Source organism: Actinoplanes sp. NPDC051859 (assembly GCF_044452725.1).
In the GTDB taxonomy this organism is placed as follows: Bacteria; Actinomycetota; Actinomycetes; order Mycobacteriales; family Micromonosporaceae; genus Actinoplanes.
In genome coordinates this window covers 583,546-600,032 of the sequence record NZ_JBITBX010000001.1, presented here as the reverse complement: position 1 = coordinate 600,032, position 16,487 = coordinate 583,546, and the positions used below count along the sequence as shown (strand labels likewise).

15 protein-coding genes are annotated in these 16,487 nt (G+C 69.8%); 10 read left to right on the top strand and 5 right to left on the bottom strand.

Annotated features, from left to right (window positions below):
- Nucleotides 1-378: 378 nt before the first annotated feature.
- Genes ACIA1L_RS02775 through ACIA1L_RS02760 form a run of 4 tightly spaced genes read right to left on the bottom strand, consistent with a single transcriptional unit; the run spans nucleotide 379 to nucleotide 4,979 of the window.
- Nucleotides 379-1,851: an ATP-binding protein gene (locus ACIA1L_RS02775; RefSeq protein WP_396070736.1), complete on the bottom strand. Its 1,473-nt coding sequence runs from the start codon at nucleotides 1,849-1,851 to the stop codon at nucleotides 379-381.
- Nucleotides 1,851-3,509: an FAD-dependent oxidoreductase gene (locus tag ACIA1L_RS02770; protein WP_396070734.1), complete on the bottom strand. Its 1,659-nt coding sequence runs from the start codon at nucleotides 3,507-3,509 to the stop codon at nucleotides 1,851-1,853. Before ACIA1L_RS02770 ends, ACIA1L_RS02775 begins: the two co-directional genes overlap by 1 nt.
- A gap of 10 nt (nucleotides 3,510-3,519) precedes the next feature.
- Nucleotides 3,520-3,813: a UBP-type zinc finger domain-containing protein gene (locus ACIA1L_RS02765; RefSeq protein WP_396070732.1), complete on the bottom strand. Its 294-nt coding sequence runs from the start codon at nucleotides 3,811-3,813 to the stop codon at nucleotides 3,520-3,522.
- Nucleotides 3,810-4,979 carry an NAD(+)/NADH kinase gene (locus ACIA1L_RS02760; RefSeq protein WP_396070730.1) on the bottom strand — a complete coding sequence of 390 codons (1,170 nt, stop codon included), beginning with the start codon at nucleotides 4,977-4,979 and terminating at the stop codon, nucleotides 3,810-3,812. The genes ACIA1L_RS02765 and ACIA1L_RS02760 overlap by 4 nt, the downstream gene beginning before the upstream one ends.
- Before the next feature lie 191 nt (nucleotides 4,980-5,170).
- On the opposite strand from ACIA1L_RS02760, the gene ACIA1L_RS02755 reads away from it, so the two are divergent.
- Nucleotides 5,171-6,823 (top strand): ricin-type beta-trefoil lectin domain protein, encoded by a 1,653-nt coding sequence (locus tag ACIA1L_RS02755; protein WP_396070728.1) that lies wholly within the window; start codon nucleotides 5,171-5,173, stop codon nucleotides 6,821-6,823.
- A 477-nt stretch (nucleotides 6,824-7,300) separates the two neighbouring features.
- The gene (locus tag ACIA1L_RS02750) at nucleotides 7,301-8,122 is read left to right on the top strand and encodes a sugar nucleotide-binding protein (RefSeq protein WP_396070726.1); all 822 of its coding nucleotides are present in this window, start codon (nucleotides 7,301-7,303) and stop codon (nucleotides 8,120-8,122) included.
- Nucleotides 8,123-8,132: 10 nt separating this feature from the next.
- Here ACIA1L_RS02750 and ACIA1L_RS02745 read toward each other — a convergent pair whose 3' ends face one another.
- Nucleotides 8,133-9,119, bottom strand: coding sequence for a hypothetical protein (locus ACIA1L_RS02745; protein WP_396070724.1), 987 nt, complete (start codon nucleotides 9,117-9,119; stop codon nucleotides 8,133-8,135).
- 148 nt (nucleotides 9,120-9,267) lie between these two features.
- On the opposite strand from ACIA1L_RS02745, the gene ACIA1L_RS02740 reads away from it, so the two are divergent.
- The 8 genes from ACIA1L_RS02740 to ACIA1L_RS02705 all read left to right on the top strand — a co-directional run bounded on the left by ACIA1L_RS02740 (nucleotide 9,268) and on the right by ACIA1L_RS02705 (nucleotide 16,449).
- Entirely contained in the window at nucleotides 9,268-9,666 is a 399-nt protein-coding gene (locus ACIA1L_RS02740) for a molybdopterin-binding protein (protein ID WP_396070722.1), read from the top strand.
- On the top strand, nucleotides 9,663-10,460 hold the full coding sequence (modA, locus tag ACIA1L_RS02735) for a molybdate ABC transporter substrate-binding protein (protein WP_396070720.1): 798 nt from the start codon (nucleotides 9,663-9,665) through the stop codon (nucleotides 10,458-10,460). The genes ACIA1L_RS02740 and modA overlap by 4 nt, the downstream gene beginning before the upstream one ends.
- Nucleotides 10,445-11,248 (top strand): ABC transporter permease, encoded by an 804-nt coding sequence (locus ACIA1L_RS02730; RefSeq protein WP_396070998.1) that lies wholly within the window; start codon nucleotides 10,445-10,447, stop codon nucleotides 11,246-11,248. The genes modA and ACIA1L_RS02730 overlap by 16 nt, the downstream gene beginning before the upstream one ends.
- Entirely contained in the window at nucleotides 11,248-12,279 is a 1,032-nt protein-coding gene (locus tag ACIA1L_RS02725) for an ABC transporter ATP-binding protein (RefSeq protein ID WP_396070718.1), read from the top strand. The genes ACIA1L_RS02730 and ACIA1L_RS02725 overlap by 1 nt, the downstream gene beginning before the upstream one ends.
- A 92-nt stretch (nucleotides 12,280-12,371) precedes the next feature.
- Nucleotides 12,372-12,653 (top strand): YggT family protein, encoded by a 282-nt coding sequence (locus ACIA1L_RS02720; RefSeq protein WP_396070716.1) that lies wholly within the window; start codon nucleotides 12,372-12,374, stop codon nucleotides 12,651-12,653.
- Nucleotides 12,654-14,205: 1,552 nt separating this feature from the next.
- A complete protein-coding gene (locus tag ACIA1L_RS02715; RefSeq protein WP_396070714.1) occupies nucleotides 14,206-14,391 on the top strand; it encodes a hypothetical protein in 186 nt (61 codons plus the stop codon).
- A gap of 20 nt (nucleotides 14,392-14,411) precedes the next feature.
- On the top strand, nucleotides 14,412-14,693 hold the full coding sequence (locus tag ACIA1L_RS02710; protein WP_396070712.1) for a hypothetical protein: 282 nt from the start codon (nucleotides 14,412-14,414) through the stop codon (nucleotides 14,691-14,693).
- Nucleotides 14,694-14,823: 130 nt separating this feature from the next.
- Complete coding sequence (locus ACIA1L_RS02705) at nucleotides 14,824-16,449, top strand: RICIN domain-containing protein (RefSeq protein ID WP_396070710.1); 1,626 nt, start codon at nucleotides 14,824-14,826, stop codon at nucleotides 16,447-16,449.
- Nucleotides 16,450-16,487 lie beyond the last annotated feature (38 nt).

Below are 16,487 nucleotides of genomic sequence, written 5' to 3'. Positions count from 1 at the left end.
AATAGCTCACATACGATCGTCGACCAGCTTTGGATCAGCCGCATTCGGCACCGTCTGGCACCTCCCGGTCCGCCAAAGCAGAAATCGATCTTGATTAGCCGCCAATGTGGGAAAAAGACGAGCTGTTGGCCCGCTTGACATCTCTGCGACTACCGGACGGGTCGTCCGCGAAATCAGGCATCAGCCCATTTCCCGGCACACGGTCCATGAAGCGCTGTTCTGAACCTCGGCCACGGGCCATCGCGCCGCCGGTTCAGCCGCCTGGGCTGAACCGGCGGTGAGCTACACCACAACTCGGGCTGTTCGTCGGGACTCCGAACGCGAATGCCCTCGGAAACCCCGCACCCAGAGTCGATCGCGCCCGCCCGCAAGGCCCGACTATTGCGACGATGGCTCGGTGAGGGGCAGGCGGACCAGGAAGCGGGTGTCGCCCGGCCGGGATTCGAGCTGGATGTCGCCGCCGTGGCCGTTGACGATGATGCGGTAGGAGATGTCGAGGCCGAGGCCGGTGCCTTCGCCGACGGGCTTGGTGGTGAAGAAGGGTTCGAAGACGCGTTTGCGGAGTTCTTCGGGGACGCCGGGGCCGGTGTCGCCGATGGAGACCACGACGTGTTCGTCGGCGCCAGTGGTGCGGATGGTAAGGGTGCCGGCGCCGGACATGGCCTGGACCGCATTGTCGATGATGTTGGTCCAGACCTGGTTGAGCTCGGCGGGGTGCGCCGGGACCTGCGGAAGGTCGCGGTCGTAGTCCTTGACGACCGTGACCCCGTCGCCGATCTTGTGAGAGAGCATGACGAGGGTGCTGTCGAGGCCGGTGTGGACGTCGATCCACTGGTGGGCGGCGCGGTCGAGCTGGGAATACTGTTTGGCCGCGGTGACCAGGTGGGAGACCCGGCCGGTGGCGTCCTCGATGTCGCTCATCAGCTGCTCGGTCTCGAGGGCGTAGCCGATCCAGTGGATGGCCTGGTCCAGCAGCTCGGGCGAGCCGACCTTGGCTTCGATGTCGTCGAGGCAGCGGGTGTCGAGGCCACCCTGGGCGAAGACCGGGGCGAGGTCCCAGGCGTGGGTGACGTTCCGATCCGCCATCCAGTCGCCGAGCTCGTCCTCCCGGTCCGCCGTCTGCATGGCGGTCAGGGTGGGTGCCTTGGCGGCCTTCTCGATGACCTCTTCCTGCAGCTCGACCAGCGCGTCGAGCCGGTCCGCGGCGACCTTGCCCGCGGCCAGCATGCCCAGCTTGTGCCGCATGCCGGCGACTCGCATGCGCAGGGCGCCGGTGGCCCGGGACGCGGCGGCGGCGGGATTGTTGAGCTCGTGCATCAGGCCCGCCGACAGCGCGCCGAGCGCGGTGAGCCGCTGACGCTCACCGATGGCCGCCTGAGTGCTGCGCATGCCGAGGTAGAGGCCTTCGAGCAAATGGATCGCCATCGGGAACCACTCGCGCATCAGAGCGCCGAAGTCGGCCGCCGACAGGACGAAGAAGTCGGTGTCATCGAGGGCACGCATCGAGGCCATGTACGTCCGCGGGACACCGTCGTCGCGGATGTAGGCCTGGGTGGCGCCCATGTAGACGCCGCGCTGTTCCGTCCGCGAGGTCTGGACGTCGTCCTGGCCGACCCGACGAAACAGGGAGATGGTGCCGCTCAGCAGGATGAAGAATTTCTCGGCGGGGTCGCCTTCGCGCAGCACCAGGGAACCGGCCGGGGCGTGCATGGTGCAGCCGTGGTCGGCGATCCAGGTGAGTTGCTCGTCGGTCAGCTTCTCGAAAAGGAACAGGGTGCGAAGCTCTGCGGCGGCGAGCTTGCCCGGCTCGCAGGGCTGCAGCTGAATCTCTTCGGCTTCGAGGTCGGCCATCACTGCGCCTCCAGATAGCGGTGGACCAGCGTGACGGCCATCGCGCCCTCGCCGACCGCCGAGGCCACCCGTTTCACCGAGCTGGCCCGGACGTCGCCGGCGGCGAAGATGCCGGGAACGCTGCACTCCAGGTAGAACGGATCGCGGTCCCGATTCCATCCCGGTGGGCGGCCGCCATCCCGCAGCAGATCCGGGCCGGTGCAGACGAAACCTCGCTCGTCTCGCCGGACGGTGTCGCCGAGCCAGTCCGTGCGCGGTTCAGCGCCGATGAAGACGAACAGGTAGCCGCATTCGACGCTGGTGGTCTGGCCGTTCTTGCTGTCACAGATGGTGATGGCTTCGAGACGACCGTCGCCGCGGGCGCCGACCACCTCGCACCGGGTCCGCACGTGAATGGTGTCGATCCGGTGTAGCTGCTGGATGAGGTAGTAGGACATGGATGCTTCGAGCGAGTCGCCGCGGACCAGCAGTGTGACGCTGCGGGCGTACCGGGCGAAGAACAGTGCGGCCTGACCGGCGGAGTTCGCGCCGCCGATGATGTAGACGTCGCTGCCCGCGCAGGATGGTCCCTCGGTCGCCGCCGAGCCGTAGTAGACGCCGGAGCCGGTCAGCTCGGCGACCCCTTCGGCAGCCAGCGGACGGTACGCGACGCCGGTGGCGAGCACCACCGCGTGCGACGACACCTCGCCACCGTCCGCGAAGGTCAAGGTGCGGGCCGAGCCGTCCGCCCGCAGCCCGGTCACCTCGCGGGTGGTCAACACCTCGGCGTCGAACTTGCCGGCCTGCCGCCGGGCCCGGTCGGTGAGCTGGGCGCCGGAGATGCCGTCCGGGAAACCGAGGTAGTTCTCGATGCGCGAGCTCTGCCCGGCCTGGCCGCCGACCGCCCGCCGCTCCACCAGCAGCGTCTTGAGGCCTTCGGACGCGCCGTACACCGCGGCGCCGAGCCCGGCGGGCCCGCCGCCGACGATGATCAGGTCGTAGAAGTCCCGATCGGGGGCGGTGGACAGCCCGACGGCCTCGGCTAGCTCCTGCGCGCCCGGCTGGGTCAGCGCCCGACCGTCGGCGGTGACCACCAGCGGAATGGCTTCCGGGCCTACCCCCGCAGCGTCGAGCAGGCGACGGCCTTCCGGGTCGTCCGCGCCAAGCCAGCGGTACGGCACGAGGTTGCGCGCCAGGAAGTCCCGGATCTGGTACGACGGCTCGCTCCACCGGTGCCCGACGACCCGGATGTCCTCGGTCTCGCGGTCGCCGGTGGCCCGCCACGATTCGAGCAGCGCGTCGATGACCGGGTAGAGCTTTTCCTCGGGTGGGTCCCAGGGCTTGAGCAGGTAGTGGTCGACGTCCACCACGTTGATGGCCTGGATGGCGGCGTCGGTGTCCGCGTAGGCGGTGAGCAGCGCCCGGCGGGCGTGGGGGAACAGGTCCATGGCTTGTTCGAGGAACTCGATGCCGTTCATCTGTGGCATCCGGTAGTCGGCGAGCAGGACGGCGACGCGGCCGCCACGCAGCTTGATGTCGCGCAGCGCGTCCAGGGCGTCGGCGGCTGAGGCGGCCCGGATGATCCGGTAGTGCTCGCCGTAACGACGGCGCAGGTCGCGGGCGATGGCCCGGGACACCGACGAGTCGTCGTCGACGGTCAGGATGGCGGGATGGCCCATGAGTGTTCCCTCAGCCGTAGGTCAGGGTGGGCGCGCCGGCGACCTTGAGCACCGTCTCGTCCGCGTAGCACCACCACCAGTCCTCCCCCGGCTCGTACGACTGCACGAGCGGGTGGTCCTCCGCGTGGTAGTGCGCGGTCGCGTGTTTGCCGGGCGACGAGTCACAGCAGCCGACGTGCCCACAGGTCATACAGACGCGCAGGTGCACCCAGCGGCCGCCGGCGGCCAGGCACTCGACGCAGCCGGCGCCGGACGGGGTGACGTCGGTCGCCTGGTCGAGGTGGGAGCAGACGGGAGCGGTCATGACGGTGTTCCTTCCGGGGCGAGCAGGTCGGAGAACTCGGGGTGCCGCGCCACGTAGCCGGCGACGAACGGGCAGCTGGCGAGCACGGGGGTGGCGCGGCGGCGGGCATCGTCGAGGGCGGCAGCGGCGAGCCGCTTCGCCAGGCCCCGCCCCTCGAAGGCCTGGTCGATCTCGGTGTGGGTGAGCTCGAGACGCGTGCCGTGCCGGCGGTAGTTGAGGACGCCCGCCAGTTCGCCGCCGAGCAGCACTTCGTAGCGGGACTGCTCGAAGCTGTCGACGACGACCGCGTCACCGGGGTCACCGCCGCCCACCTGGGCGCTGCCTTCGACCCGCAGCTTGCGCCGGGCACGTTCGTAGAAGGAAGTGCGGCCGAAGCGGATGACTTGTGCCGCTGCCGGCACCGGAATGATGCTGAGCCGGTCGCCGGGGCCCGCGTAGCCCTGAATGATGCCGTCGACCTCGATGGCGAGCCGGCCGCTGGTGGCCGCCACGTCGAGGGCGAGCTGCTCGTCGGGCGAGAGCACCAGCGAGCGGTTGAACGAGGAGTGGGCCGCCGAGGCGCCGACCAGGATGCCGGCCACGTTGGGCGAGACGATCGGCCCGCCCGCCGAGAAGCTGTACGCGGTGGAGCCGGTCGGCGTCGCCACGATCACCGCGTCGGCGGCATACCGCACGAAGTTGCTGCCTTCGACGTCGATGCCGATGTGGGCGAGGCCGTCGCCGGGGACCCGGACCAGGGCGATGTCGTTGAAGGCGGAAACCTCGCGGCCATCGGGCAGGACGGTGCGCACGGCGGTGCGCGGCTCGACGGTGAACCGGTGCTCATCGATCATGGAAAGCGCGTCGGGCAGGTCGGGCAGGTCGACCTCGGCGAGGAAGCCGAGGCGGCCGACATTGACGCCGAGCACGGGTGTCTTGCGGCCCTCGACCAGCCGCATGGTGCGCAGCATCGTGCCGTCGCCGCCGAGGCTGACCAGCAGCCCGGCGCGCTCGACCATCTCCCGGTCGGAGACGGCCACCGCGGCGCAGTCGATCCGGGTGATCTCGTCGTGCAGCCCGAGGACGGTCACGTCGCGGGTTTGCGCCCACCGCACGATCGCGTCGATGGCGGCACCGCAGTCCCGCCGCGGGTGCAGGACCAGACCCACCACCTTGACCATGCCCATGGCCCGATCCTCCTCCGCTGGATGTCGGAAGTAAGCCTTCCACGCCGGAGCGGCGGCGACGAACGGGGCTGTGGACAACCCCGACCTGTCATCATTAGGAAACAATATTGACAGATGTGAATGAACTCGCCAGACTCGGACCAAGAGAGCGCTCTCCTTCCGTTCCACCCCAGATCAACGGAAGGAATCCCATGTCCCGTGCCGTCCATGCGCTCGGCATCGGCGCCGCAACCCTCGCCGTCGCCGCCCTCCTCCCCCTCTCCACCCCCGCCGCCGCCGTGCCACCGAACGCCGCAAGCTCCGTGCCGCAGGACGCCGCGGCAGCGGCCGTCGGACGAGCCGCCGCTGCGCCCACCGCCGGCACCGCACAGACCGCCGCAAGGACGGCGGCCAGCAGTGTTCACGCCACGGCGCCGCGTATCGACCTGGACCCGGCGATGCTGGCGGCCATGCGTCGTGACCTGGGGCTCAGCGACGACCGCATAGCCGCCCGGCTCGCGACCGAGGCCGCCGCACCGATCACCGAGAAACGGCTGCGGGAACAGCTCGGGGCGAGTTTCGGCGGCGCCTGGATCGCCGCCGGGGCGGACCGGCTCACCGTCGGGGTCACTGACGCCGCCCGCGCCGGAGAGGTTGTTGCGGCTGGCGCCGTACCGAAAATTGTCGGAAGAAGTGCGCACGAGCTGGCCGCCGCGCGCGCCAAGCTGGACCACCGGGCCAGGCAGGCCGAAGGCACCGCGATTCGCGGATGGCACGTCGACCTGGCGGCCAACCGCCTGGTCGTGCTGGTCCAGCCCGGCGCGGCGGCGCAGGCCAGGGCGTTCGCGGCCGCAAGCGGTGCGGGACCGGTCACCGTGCGCGAAAGCCAGGACCAACCGCGCCCCATGTACGACATTCGCGGCGGAGATCAGTACGCGATCAACGGCAACACGCTGTGCTCGGTGGGCTTCGCGGTCACGGGTGGGTTCGTCAGCGCCGGGCATTGCGGCGGCGTGAACAGCACGACGGCCGGTTACAACAACGTGGCCCAAGGGACCTTCGCGGGCTCGTCATTCCCCGGCCACGATTACGGGTGGATCCGCACCAACGGCAACTGGACGCCCCGGCCGTGGGTCAACAACTACGCCGGCGGCACCGTCACCGTCGCCGGCTCACAAGACGCTGCCATCGGCAGCTCGGTCTGCCGCTCCGGCCGCACGACCGGCTGGCGCTGCGGGACCATCCTCGGCCGCAACGAAACCATTGTGTACGCCCAAGGCGCCGTCTCCGGCCTCTCCCGCAGCAACGCCTGCGCCGAACCGGGCGACTCCGGCGGTTCCTGGCTCTCCGGCAACCAGGCGCAGGGCGTCACCTCCGGCGGCTCCGGCAACTGCTCCTCCGGCGGCACGATGTGGTTCCAGCCCGTCAACGAGATCCTCGGCGTGTACGGGCTGACGCTGACCACGAGCGGCTCCGGCGGCAGCACCAGCGCGGTGGTGAGCAACTGGCACAACAAGTGCATCGACGTGCCGAACTCGAACTTCTCGGACGGCGTACCGCTGCAGATGTGGGGTTGCAACGGCACAGGCGCGCAGCGCTGGACGTTCGCCAATGGAACCCTGCAGACATCGAACAACAAATGCCTGGACGTGGCCTGGGGCTCGACCGCCAACGGCGCCGTCATCCAGATCGCGACATGCAGCGGAAACCCGGCCCAGCAGTTCGTGCTGTCAGCGGCCGGGGACCTGGTCAACCCGCAAGCCAACAAGTGTGTCGACATCAAGGACTGGAACGGCGGCGACGGTGCCCGCCTGCAGATCTGGGACTGTGCCGGCACCCTCAACCAGAAATGGCGCCGGTCCTGACAGCAGCAGGCGCTCGCCCGAGTCCTCAGGCGAGCGCCGCCGCTCTAGTCGTTCACGAACTTCCGCAAGGACGCTCAGCTTGGCGTAGATCTTGCGGTCCGCACCGACATACACGAAGGTCGGGCACTCCTGCTCGTCCCCGGCCATCGACTTGTCCAGCAGCACCTTGCCGGTCGCCACCTCGTACACCCGCAGCCGCCAGGTGGTCCGCATGAGCGAGACCGTCTCCGGCTTCGGGTCGTCTTACTTGCAGTTGCGCAGCTTCTTACCGACGCTGGACCGGTCCAGGCAGATACCAATTCATCCAAACTCCTCAAGGGGCGCGTCAGCCTAAGAGGTCGAGTTCCGTCGAAGCAACGCGGAATGTCACACCCCACCCGCTGCTCAGACTTGCTCCTCACGTCGCGTCATGCCCCATAGTCGGTGCCCATGGAGAAACGCCCGCTCGTGGCCTGAGGACCGCTAGGGTCGGTGTCCATGTCGCACAGGATTCTGGTCATCGGCGCCTCGGGACATCTGGGTTCGCGGGTGGCGGCCCGCGCCACGAAAGCCGGCTGGGGGGTCGCAGGGACGTACTTCTCGTCGCCCACCGTGCAGGCGGAGGTCGCGCTGGACGTGCGGGATCGGGATGCGGTTAGGGAGGTGATCGCCCGGGTTCGGCCGGCGGCGGTGGTGCACACGTCCGCCGGCCGCGACGACTGGCGAGTCATGGCCGATGGCGCCGCGCACGTGGCGGTGGCAGCGGCAGCCGCGGGGGCCCGGCTGGTGCATGTGTCGAGTGACGCCGTGTTCTCCGGGAAAGACGTCGACTATGACGAGTCCGCGCTGCCCGACCCGGTGTACCGCTACGGGGCCGGCAAGGCGGCCGCGGAGACGGCGGTCCGGGCCATCGATCCCGGCGCCGCCGTGGTGCGGACATCGCTGATCCTTGGGGACGGCGACGGACAGCATGAGGTCCTCACCCGCGACCTGATTGCGGGCCGGGTGCAGGGTGCCCTCTTCACCGACATGATCCGCAAGCCGGTCCACGTCGACGACCTGGCCGACGCGCTGCTCGAATTGGCCGCCGGCGACTATGCCGGGGTGCTGAACGTCGCCGGCCCGGAGGTCATCGACCGGTACGCCCTGGGCCTGCTGATCGCCCGGCGGGACGGCCTCGACCCGGCCCGAGTGCCGAAGGGTTCCATCGCGGCCGCCGGGCTCAGCCTGCCCACCGACGTCCGCCTGTGCACTGAGCGGGCGACTGACTTGCTGAGTGTCCGGCTCCGCGGCGTGTCGCAATTCCTGGCGACGGCCTAGGGCGCACGTCTTAGCGGCTCGGCGACTTGCCGGCCGTGAAGTCGCGGGCGCGGGCGATCAGCTCGGGCGATCCGCACTGCTCGGCGAGTTCAAGGCCGTCGCGCAGCACCCGGCGGGCTTGCGGGCGGCGGCGGGCCAGGTTCAGGAGGCCGCCGAGGTCGACCAGTGCGGTGGCCAGCTCGAACCGCCGGGGCGTACCTTGCAGAACGCGAACGGCTTCCTCGGCGGGCTCCCGGCCGGCCAGGCCGGGCCGCACCCGCCCTTGGATGCGCAGCGCCCGGCCCAGGGCCGAGGCCAGGCCGTGCCGACGGGTCAGCGCTACCTCTTCGGTGACCAGCCGCTCCGCCGCCTCGGCCGCGCCCAGTCCGGCGAGGACGGTCGCGGCGGCGGACCGCCAGGGCAGCACGCCCGGGTGGTCGGCGCGGCGGGCGGCGACGCGTTCCCCGCAGCGGTACAGGTCGGCGAGGCCTTCGCCCGGCCGGGACTGCGCGGCATGCAATCGCCCCCGGGAGTAGCGCAGCAGCAGGTATTCCGGCTCGTCGGGCAGGTCACCGCCGAACGGGGTGGCGGCGAGCAGGGCGTCTGCCGGTTCGAGCTCACCCCGGTCCAGCCGGACCGCCAGGCGGCGGGCGGTGAGCAGGGCGGCGGTCGCCCCGTCCGGCTCGGCCCCGGAAACCTGCAACAGCTCGGCGGCGGCCTCCGCATCGTCGCGCGCGGCGGTCAGGTCGCCCAGGCGGCGGGCTGAGGAGCTGCGTTCCGAGTACGCCATGACGAGCCCACCCGCGGAGCCCGCACGCCGCGCCACTTCGACGGCGACGGTGCACCCGGCGTACGCCACGGCGAGGTCATCGGCGTCGGACAAGCGGCGTAAGGCACCGAGGTAGCGGGGCAGGTCGTCCGCGTCGGCCGGGGCCTGCACGGGCACCGGCCGGGTGCGGCGGGCGATGCGGTCGCGGCCAGGGTCCGTCAGTCTCGGCCGTGCGTCGCGGACTGTCATGGGAGGGTCTGTACCCCTTCCGGCGCGGGAGGCACCTCCAGGTTCGCCTGCCGCGCCGCGGAACACAAGCGCCCCGTGCGGCGGGAAGAAGTATTTGCGAGGGGGTGCTGCTGACTGCCCTGGCATCTGCGAGGTTTACGCTGCGAGCGTGACGACATACCGCATCGGTGAGGCGGCCGAGCTGCTGGGCGTCAGCGCGGACACCGTGCGGCGGTGGGTGGACGGCGGCCGGCTCGACGCGGGCCGCGACGATCACGGGCACCGGAGCATCCCTGGGGCCGCGCTGGCGACCTTCGCCAGGCGGCTGGTCGACGAGCCGGATCCGGGGTCGCACCGCTCATCGGCGCGCAACCGGCTGCGCGGCATCGTCACCGCGATCACCCGCGACGCGGTGATGGCGCAAGTGGACATCCAGGCCGGCCCGTTTCGGGTGGTGTCACTCATGAGCCGCGAGGCCGTTGAAGATCTGGGCCTCGAGGTCGGGTCCACGGCGGTTGCCGTGATCAAGTCCACGACGGTGGTCGTGGAGCGAGGGGACGACAAATGAGGACACGCTTGCTGACGGCCGTCGCGCTGGCCGCGGTGTTGGTGACCGGCGGTTGCGGGGACGGCGACGACAAGGCCCCGAGCAACGGTGCGTCGTCGGGTGCCCCCCGGGTCGCCCAGACCAGCAAGGTGACGGTGCTCGCCGCGGCATCGCTCACCGAGTCCTTCGACAAGATCGGCGCACTGTTCGAAGATCTCAACCCCGGAGTCGACGTCACTTTTTCGTACGGCGGCAGCTCCGGCCTCGCGCAGCAGATCACCTCGGGTGCGCCCGCGGACGTCTTCGCGGCGGCCAGTCCGGCCACCATGAAGACGGTCGTCGACGCCGGAGACGGCAACGGGCCAACGGTGACGTTCACGCGCAACCAGCTCGTCATCGCCGTACCGAAGGGGAATCCGAAGGGCATCACCTCGCTGGCCGCGCTCGCCAAGCCGGAGGTGAAGGTGGCATTGTGCGCCGAGCAGGTGCCGTGCGGCGCCGCCGCGACGAAGGCGCTCGGCACGGCCGGGGTGAAGGTCACCCCGGTGACCCAGGAGCAGGACGTCAAGGCCGCGCTCGCCAAGGTCAAGCTGGGCGAGGTGGACGCTGCGTTGGTTTACCGTACGGACGCCAGGTCGGCAACGGCAGACGTGGACGGCGTGGAGTTCGCAGAGTCGGCGTCGGCGCTCAACGATTACCAGATCAGCGCGCTCACGAACGCCCCGAACCCGTCCGGCGCCAGCGCGTTCGTCACGTTCGTGCAGACACCGCAAGCGCAGCAGGTGCTCACCGACGCGGGATTCCAGCAGCCCTGAGCAAGCTCACCCGACGCACGCCGCTGGTCCTGGCGATCCCCGCGATCGCCGGGCTGGTGTTTCTTGTCCTGCCCCTGGCCGGACTGCTGATCCGCGCACCCTGGCAGACACTGCCGCAGCGCCTGACCGAGCCCGAAGTGCTGGCCGCGCTGCGGTTGTCACTGCTCACCGCGACGCTGGCGACCGGCGTGTGCCTGCTGCTCGGCGTACCCCTCGCATGGTTGTTGGCCCGGACCGGCTTTCCTGGCCGCAGGGTGGTGCGGGCGCTGGTCACCGTGCCGTTGGTGTTGCCGCCGGTGGTCGGCGGCGTGGCACTGCTGCTGGTTTTCGGCCGCCGCGGCCTGGTCGGCGAATGGCTGGACACGACGTTCGGCTTCACCCTGCCCTTCACGACGACCGGGGTGGTCGTCGCCGAGGCGTTCGTGGCGATGCCGTTCCTGGTGATCAGTGTGGAGGGTGCGCTGCGCGGTGCGGACGCCCGTTTCGAGGAGGCCGCGGCGACGCTGGGCGCCGGGCGCTGGACGGCCTTCCGCCGGGTCACGCTGCCCCTGGTGGCACCAGGAATCGCCGCAGGTGCGGTGCTGTGCTGGGCACGGGCCCTCGGCGAGTTCGGCGCGACGATCACCTTTGCGGGCAACTTCCCGGGCCAGACCCAGACCATGCCGCTCGCGGTCTATCTCGCTTTGGAACAGGACCTGGACGCCGCGATCGCGCTCAGCCTGGTGCTGCTCGCGGTTTCGGTTGCCATCCTGGCCGGACTGCGCGACCGCTGGCTGGGTGCGACGTGATGCTGGACGCCAGGCTGGTCGTCCGGCGGCCGGCATTCACCTTGGACGCGACGCTGGAGGTCGCACCGGGTGAGGTCGTGGCGCTGCTCGGGCCGAACGGGGCAGGCAAGACCACCGCACTGCGAGCGCTGGCCGGGCTGACTCCGCTCGACGAGGGCCACATCATCCTGGACGGCCGCCACCTCGAGCGGCTCGCTCCCGAGCACCGCAACATCGGCGTGGTGTTCCAGGATTACCTGCTGTTCCCCCATCTGTCCGCACTGGACAATGTGGCCTTCGGGCCGCGCTGCCGGGGCGCCTCCCGGGCCGCCGCGCGAGCCCGGGCCGCCAACCTGCTGGCCCAGGTGGGGCTGAGCGACTTCGCGGCCCGCAAGCCCCGGCAGCTGTCCGGGGGGCAGGCGCAGCGGGTGGCACTGGCCCGCGCCCTAGCCACCGACCCGCACCTGTTGCTGCTGGACGAGCCGCTGGCCGCTCTGGACGCGCGCACGCGCCTCGACACCCGGGCCCAGCTGCGGCACCAGTTGAGCGCGCAGCCGGGGCCGACGGTACTGGTCACGCACGACCCGTTGGACGCGATGCTGCTCGCCGACCGGCTGGTGATCCTGGAGGACGGCCGGGTGGTGCAGACCGGTGACGCGGCGACGGTGACGTCGACGCCGCGCACCGACTACGTGGCCCGCCTGGTCGGCCTCAACCTCTACCGGGGACGAGCCGAGGGAACCCTGGTACAGGTGTCCCCCGGCTTCGCCCTCACCACGGCCACCCCACTGACCGGCGAGGTGTTCGTCGCATTCCCCCCGGCCGCCGTCGCGCTCTACCCGACCCGGCCGCAAGGCAGTCCCCGCAACACGTGGGAGGCGACGGTGACCTCGATGGCCCCACACGGCGACGCCCTACGCATCGAGCTGAGCGGCCCGCTCGCCGTGGCCGCCGACGTCACCCCCGCCGCCGCGGTGCACCTCGCCCTCGCCCCGGGCAGCGCGGTGTGGGCCAGCCTCAAAGCCACCGAAGCCTCGGCCTATCCCGCCTGACGGCCGCCGCCGTTTACCCACCGGAGATTCAGCTAATTCACAACAAAGTCGCGCATAGTGGGGAGCTCACCCGCCACCGTCGGAGGTAGTCCATGGGTTCCCTGCTCACCGTCGTGAGCCTGCTGTTGCTGCTGGTGCAGGTGCTGCTCATCGCCCGGGCCATCCTCGACTGGACGGTGGTGCTGGCCGGGCCCAGCATGCCCGGCTCGGCCCGGTCCCGGCTCACGGCAGGCGTCCACGCGGTGACCGAACCCATCCTCGCCCCGGTCCGCCGCATCCTCCCGCCCCTGCGGTTCGGCGGCGTCGGCATCGACCTGGCCTTCATCGTCGTCTTCCTGTCCATCATCGTGATCCGCTGGTTCCTGCCCTACTGACCCGCGTTCCGCGTGATTGCCGGTCGGACGCTCGTCACCGACTAGGGCCTGCTCGGCGGCGGTGCGGGTGAACGGTCCGCCGGTCGACATCAGCCGCATCGCGGCCTCCCGGCCCGCACCGAGCAGCACGTCGACTGGTGCGCCCGGCGCGGAGGCGGCGGCGAGCAGTTGCTGGGGTTTCCTGGTCGCGGCGGGTCTGCTCCGCGGCGTCCCGCGCGGTGCGTTTGGCCATCAGCTGATCGCTGTGCCGCTCGGCCTCGGCAGCGCCGATACCCGCGTCGGTGACCAGGGCCAGCCGCTGCGCCTCGGCTTCGTCGGCGAGCTTCTGCACGGTCGCGGCCTGCTCCGCCGCGGCCGTCGCGGCGGTCGCGGCAACCAGGGCGGCGTCGGCGTGCGTCTTGGAATCCTTGGCAGCGTCATGGGCCTTGTCCGCCTCGTCGGCGGCCTTGCGTGCTGCGGCTGCTGCCGCCTTGGCGTGCGCCGCCGTCTGGCGGGCAGCCTTGCCAGACTGCGCGGCGGCGTCGGCGGACTTGTTCGCGAACGCCACCGCCGCCTGCGCGGCCCGGGTCGCCCGCGCCGCAGCCCGACGCGCGTTCGCGGCCTCGTTACGGGCCCGGTCTGCCTGCGCGTCCGCCGCCTGGGAATAGCCGCCGGCCTCATCCGCCGCAGCGCCGGCCTCATCCGCATTCTGCGACGCCGACGCCGCCGCCAGGGCTGCCGTGGCGACGTTACGTCCCGCCTCAGAGGCCTTCTCCGCGGCCTGCGCCGCGGTGTTCGCTGCCTCGACCACCTTCTCCGCCGCAACTGCGGCGTCCCTGGCGTCCTTGGCCTTGTTCTTGTCGCGGGCAGCAGCCGAGGCCATGTTGTAGGCGTTCGTCGCCGCATTACCGGCGCTGACCGCCATACTCGCTGACTGCGCGGCCGCGTCCGCGGCGGCCTGCGCGGCCGCGTACGCCTGCGCCGCCGCCGTGATCGCTACCTGCGCCGCGGCGGCCGCCTTACGCGCCGCATCAGCCGCCCGACCCGCCGCAGCAGCCGCGTCCTTCGACGAATTCTTCGCCTCAGCGGTCTCCTTCGCCACGACCCGCGCCGCTGTCTTCGCCCGCACCGAGCCCAGCAGGGCAGCCTTCGCCGCCTTCGCTGTCTCGGGCCCACCGTCGCGCATCAGCCAGAGCGCATAATCACGGTCAAGCCGTACGTCGAAAGGCTCACCGTCTTCGGCCCGGGCCGGAGACGGGACAGCGAGCATTGCCACCGCGAGTAGAAGAGAAACAGCGCCGGAAAGCCATCGGCGGATCCGATGGCTGGGCGGCGCACTGCGGGAGGCAGGCCGCAACGAGATGTAACCCCTTTTGGTACCAAAACGGCCGGAACACCGTCAGTGAATACGCGTATGCGGACCGCGTCTCGTCGATGCGAGAGAGGCCCGCGCGATTGACGCCGATAATGGCAGGTTGCCTCGCGCACAATCAACTCAGCCGGGTTGCGGGCCATTCGTAGGTTCCACTAGCCTTTGCCGGCCCGCTGCCAATGAAACTGGAGTGTCACCGTAGTGAAATCCCACCCGCGCCTGCTCACCACTGGGGCGCTGGCCGCCACGGCTATTGTGGCCAGTGTCACTGCCCTCGTCGCCGCCTTGCCCGGTGTGGCCGCCGAAAAGGCTGCCGACGACTCTGGATCCCTGGTCGAGTCCTTCGACTACCCTGGCGGCGCGAAGATCGAAGGGGCATCCGCCTGATCAAAGGTGACGGGACCATCATGCTCGTCGGCTGCGACGAGGGAAAGACTTCCGCAGAGGTGTGGAGCTACTCCACTTCCAAGCCTTACTGCTTCGAGTTCAAGGGGAAAACGGGCTTCGTCACCCTGGAACTCGAACGAGTCTACGGTATCCGCAACAACAACGACTTCCCCATTGAAGCGAAGATCAGCATTGACGAGGTCGTGAAGCCGCCCGTCGAGATCCGTGAAGACAACTGGAAGGGTGTTGGAGTGGCCGCCGGTGAAGGGCAGGCCCTGCTGCTGGAACTCCGTGCCTCCTAAGGGTCCTTCTACCAAGAAGGACTGCATGGATTCAGCGCAGATACCAAACCGATAAAAAGCGGCCGATTTGGCCCCTGGCCTTCATCGGCACCGATAGTCACCCGACCCCCTTGCGTCATAAGGAGATTTCTTGCACTCGCTAGGTTCTACTCGGCTGCGCCGCTTCGCTGGCCTCGCCGCCATTTCTCTCGCCGCGGGATCCCTGTGGTCCGCGCCGGCATCCGCGATCGGTGGACAGCCGCCAGCCGCTGACGCCTACAAGTTCGTCGCCAAGATCGACGTCGGTGCCGCCGGCGGTGAAGGCAGCCGCAGCTGCACCGGAGCGTTGGTCGCTCCGCGATGGGTCGTCACCGCCAAGGACTGCTTCGCCGTTGCTGGTCAGCCTGCTCCGACAGGACGGCCGACGCTGCCGACCAAGGCGACCATCGCCCGGCCGAAGCTGTCCGCCACTGACGCTGGCTATGTGGTGTCGGTGACTGAGGTGGTCAGTCACCCCGACCGCAACGTGGTACTGGCGAAGCTCGCGATGCCGGTGACCGAGGTGGCACCCGTCAAGCTCGCCACCACTGCCCCTGCTGCTGGTGACACGCTGCGGGTGGCCGGCTACGGACGCACCGCCACCGAGTGGAGCCCGGACCAGCTGCGCACTGCCACGTTCACGGTCAACGGCATCGACGCCGTATCGGCGCAGATCGCGCCCAGCGACGCTGAGCAGGTCGGACCGTGCAAGGGTGACGCCGGCGGCCCCGGTCTGCGCGAGAGCGGCAGCACGGTCGAGCTGGTCGCGATCACTCACAGTGCCAAGGGCCAGGGCGGCTGCCTGGGCGAGGACAAGAACGCCGCCCGCGGCGGCACACAGACCCGTCTGGATGATCTGGGTGGCTGGTTCGCGCAGCAGCTGAACGAACCCACCGTCAACATCATGATCAACGACAGTGCCAAGAAGTGCCTCGCAATGACCAGCCAGGCCGACCCCAAGGGTGCGCCTGCTATCCAGTGGGACTGCAGCGGCAACCCCGACCAGGACTGGCAGCTACGCGCGCGCAGCGACGGCAAGTTCGAAGTCCGCAACGACCGTTACAACATGTGCCTGGCTACCGCAGGCAGCGCCACACCGAAGCCCAAGGCATTCCTGTTCCAGTGGACCTGCACGAACGGCGCCGAGCAGTCGTGGGAACTGATCAAAGACTCCCGCGGGTTCACCAAGTTGAAGAACGGCCAGAGTGGTCTATGCATGGCCACCGAAAACCACAAGTCCACCGTAAACGGCCTGCGCATCCTGCAGTGGCACTGCGGCGCCATCCCGGACCAGGACTGGAACATCAAATCCCGCATCATCGGCCAGCACGTGGTCAACAACCACAGCAACCTGTGCCTGAGCAACGGCGGCACGAAGAACCCCAAGGCGATCGCAACGCAGGTCGTCTGCACCAACTCCAACGACATCGAGTGGCACCTGCGCGCCCGCGGCGGTAGCTACACCGAGATCCGCAACGACCGCAGCGGACTGTGCCTCGGCCTGCAAGCCGGCTCCGACAAGCGAGGAACCCTCGCCGTGCAGTGGCACTGCAACAACGGCAACAAAGACCAGAACTGGCTCGTCGACGTCGACGCCAACGGCCTCACCAAACTCATCAACGCCAACGGCGGCCACTGCCTCGCCATCGAAGGCGGCACCAACAAACCCGCCCGCCTACTGCAGTGGGACTGCAACGCCAACAACGGCGCCAACAAAGACCAGTACTGGCGCCTGTAACACCTGACGCAAGCACTGACTGACCACGCGAAGCGGGT

What these genes read in the sequence shown, in the direction of transcription:
- ACIA1L_RS02775 (WP_396070736.1), bottom strand. Translation starts at nt 1,851, where the DNA reads ATGGCCGACCTCGAAGCCGAAGAGATTCAGCTGCAGCCCTGCGAGCCG.
- ACIA1L_RS02770 (WP_396070734.1), bottom strand. Translation starts at nt 3,509, where the DNA reads ATGGGCCATCCCGCCATCCTGACCGTCGACGACGACTCGTCGGTGTCC.
- ACIA1L_RS02765 (WP_396070732.1), bottom strand. Translation starts at nt 3,813, where the DNA reads ATGACCGCTCCCGTCTGCTCCCACCTCGACCAGGCGACCGACGTCACC.
- ACIA1L_RS02760 (WP_396070730.1), bottom strand. Translation starts at nt 4,979, where the DNA reads ATGGGCATGGTCAAGGTGGTGGGTCTGGTCCTGCACCCGCGGCGGGAC.
- ACIA1L_RS02755 (WP_396070728.1), top strand. Translation starts at nt 5,171, where the DNA reads ATGTCCCGTGCCGTCCATGCGCTCGGCATCGGCGCCGCAACCCTCGCC.
- ACIA1L_RS02750 (WP_396070726.1), top strand. Translation starts at nt 7,301, where the DNA reads ATGTCGCACAGGATTCTGGTCATCGGCGCCTCGGGACATCTGGGTTCG.
- ACIA1L_RS02745 (WP_396070724.1), bottom strand. Translation starts at nt 9,119, where the DNA reads ATGACAGTCCGCGACGCACGGCCGAGACTGACGGACCCTGGCCGCGAC.
- modA (WP_396070720.1), top strand. Translation starts at nt 9,663, where the DNA reads ATGAGGACACGCTTGCTGACGGCCGTCGCGCTGGCCGCGGTGTTGGTG.
- ACIA1L_RS02725 (WP_396070718.1), top strand. Translation starts at nt 11,248, where the DNA reads ATGCTGGACGCCAGGCTGGTCGTCCGGCGGCCGGCATTCACCTTGGAC.
- ACIA1L_RS02720 (WP_396070716.1), top strand. Translation starts at nt 12,372, where the DNA reads ATGGGTTCCCTGCTCACCGTCGTGAGCCTGCTGTTGCTGCTGGTGCAG.
- ACIA1L_RS02710 (WP_396070712.1), top strand. Translation starts at nt 14,412, where the DNA reads ATGCTCGTCGGCTGCGACGAGGGAAAGACTTCCGCAGAGGTGTGGAGC.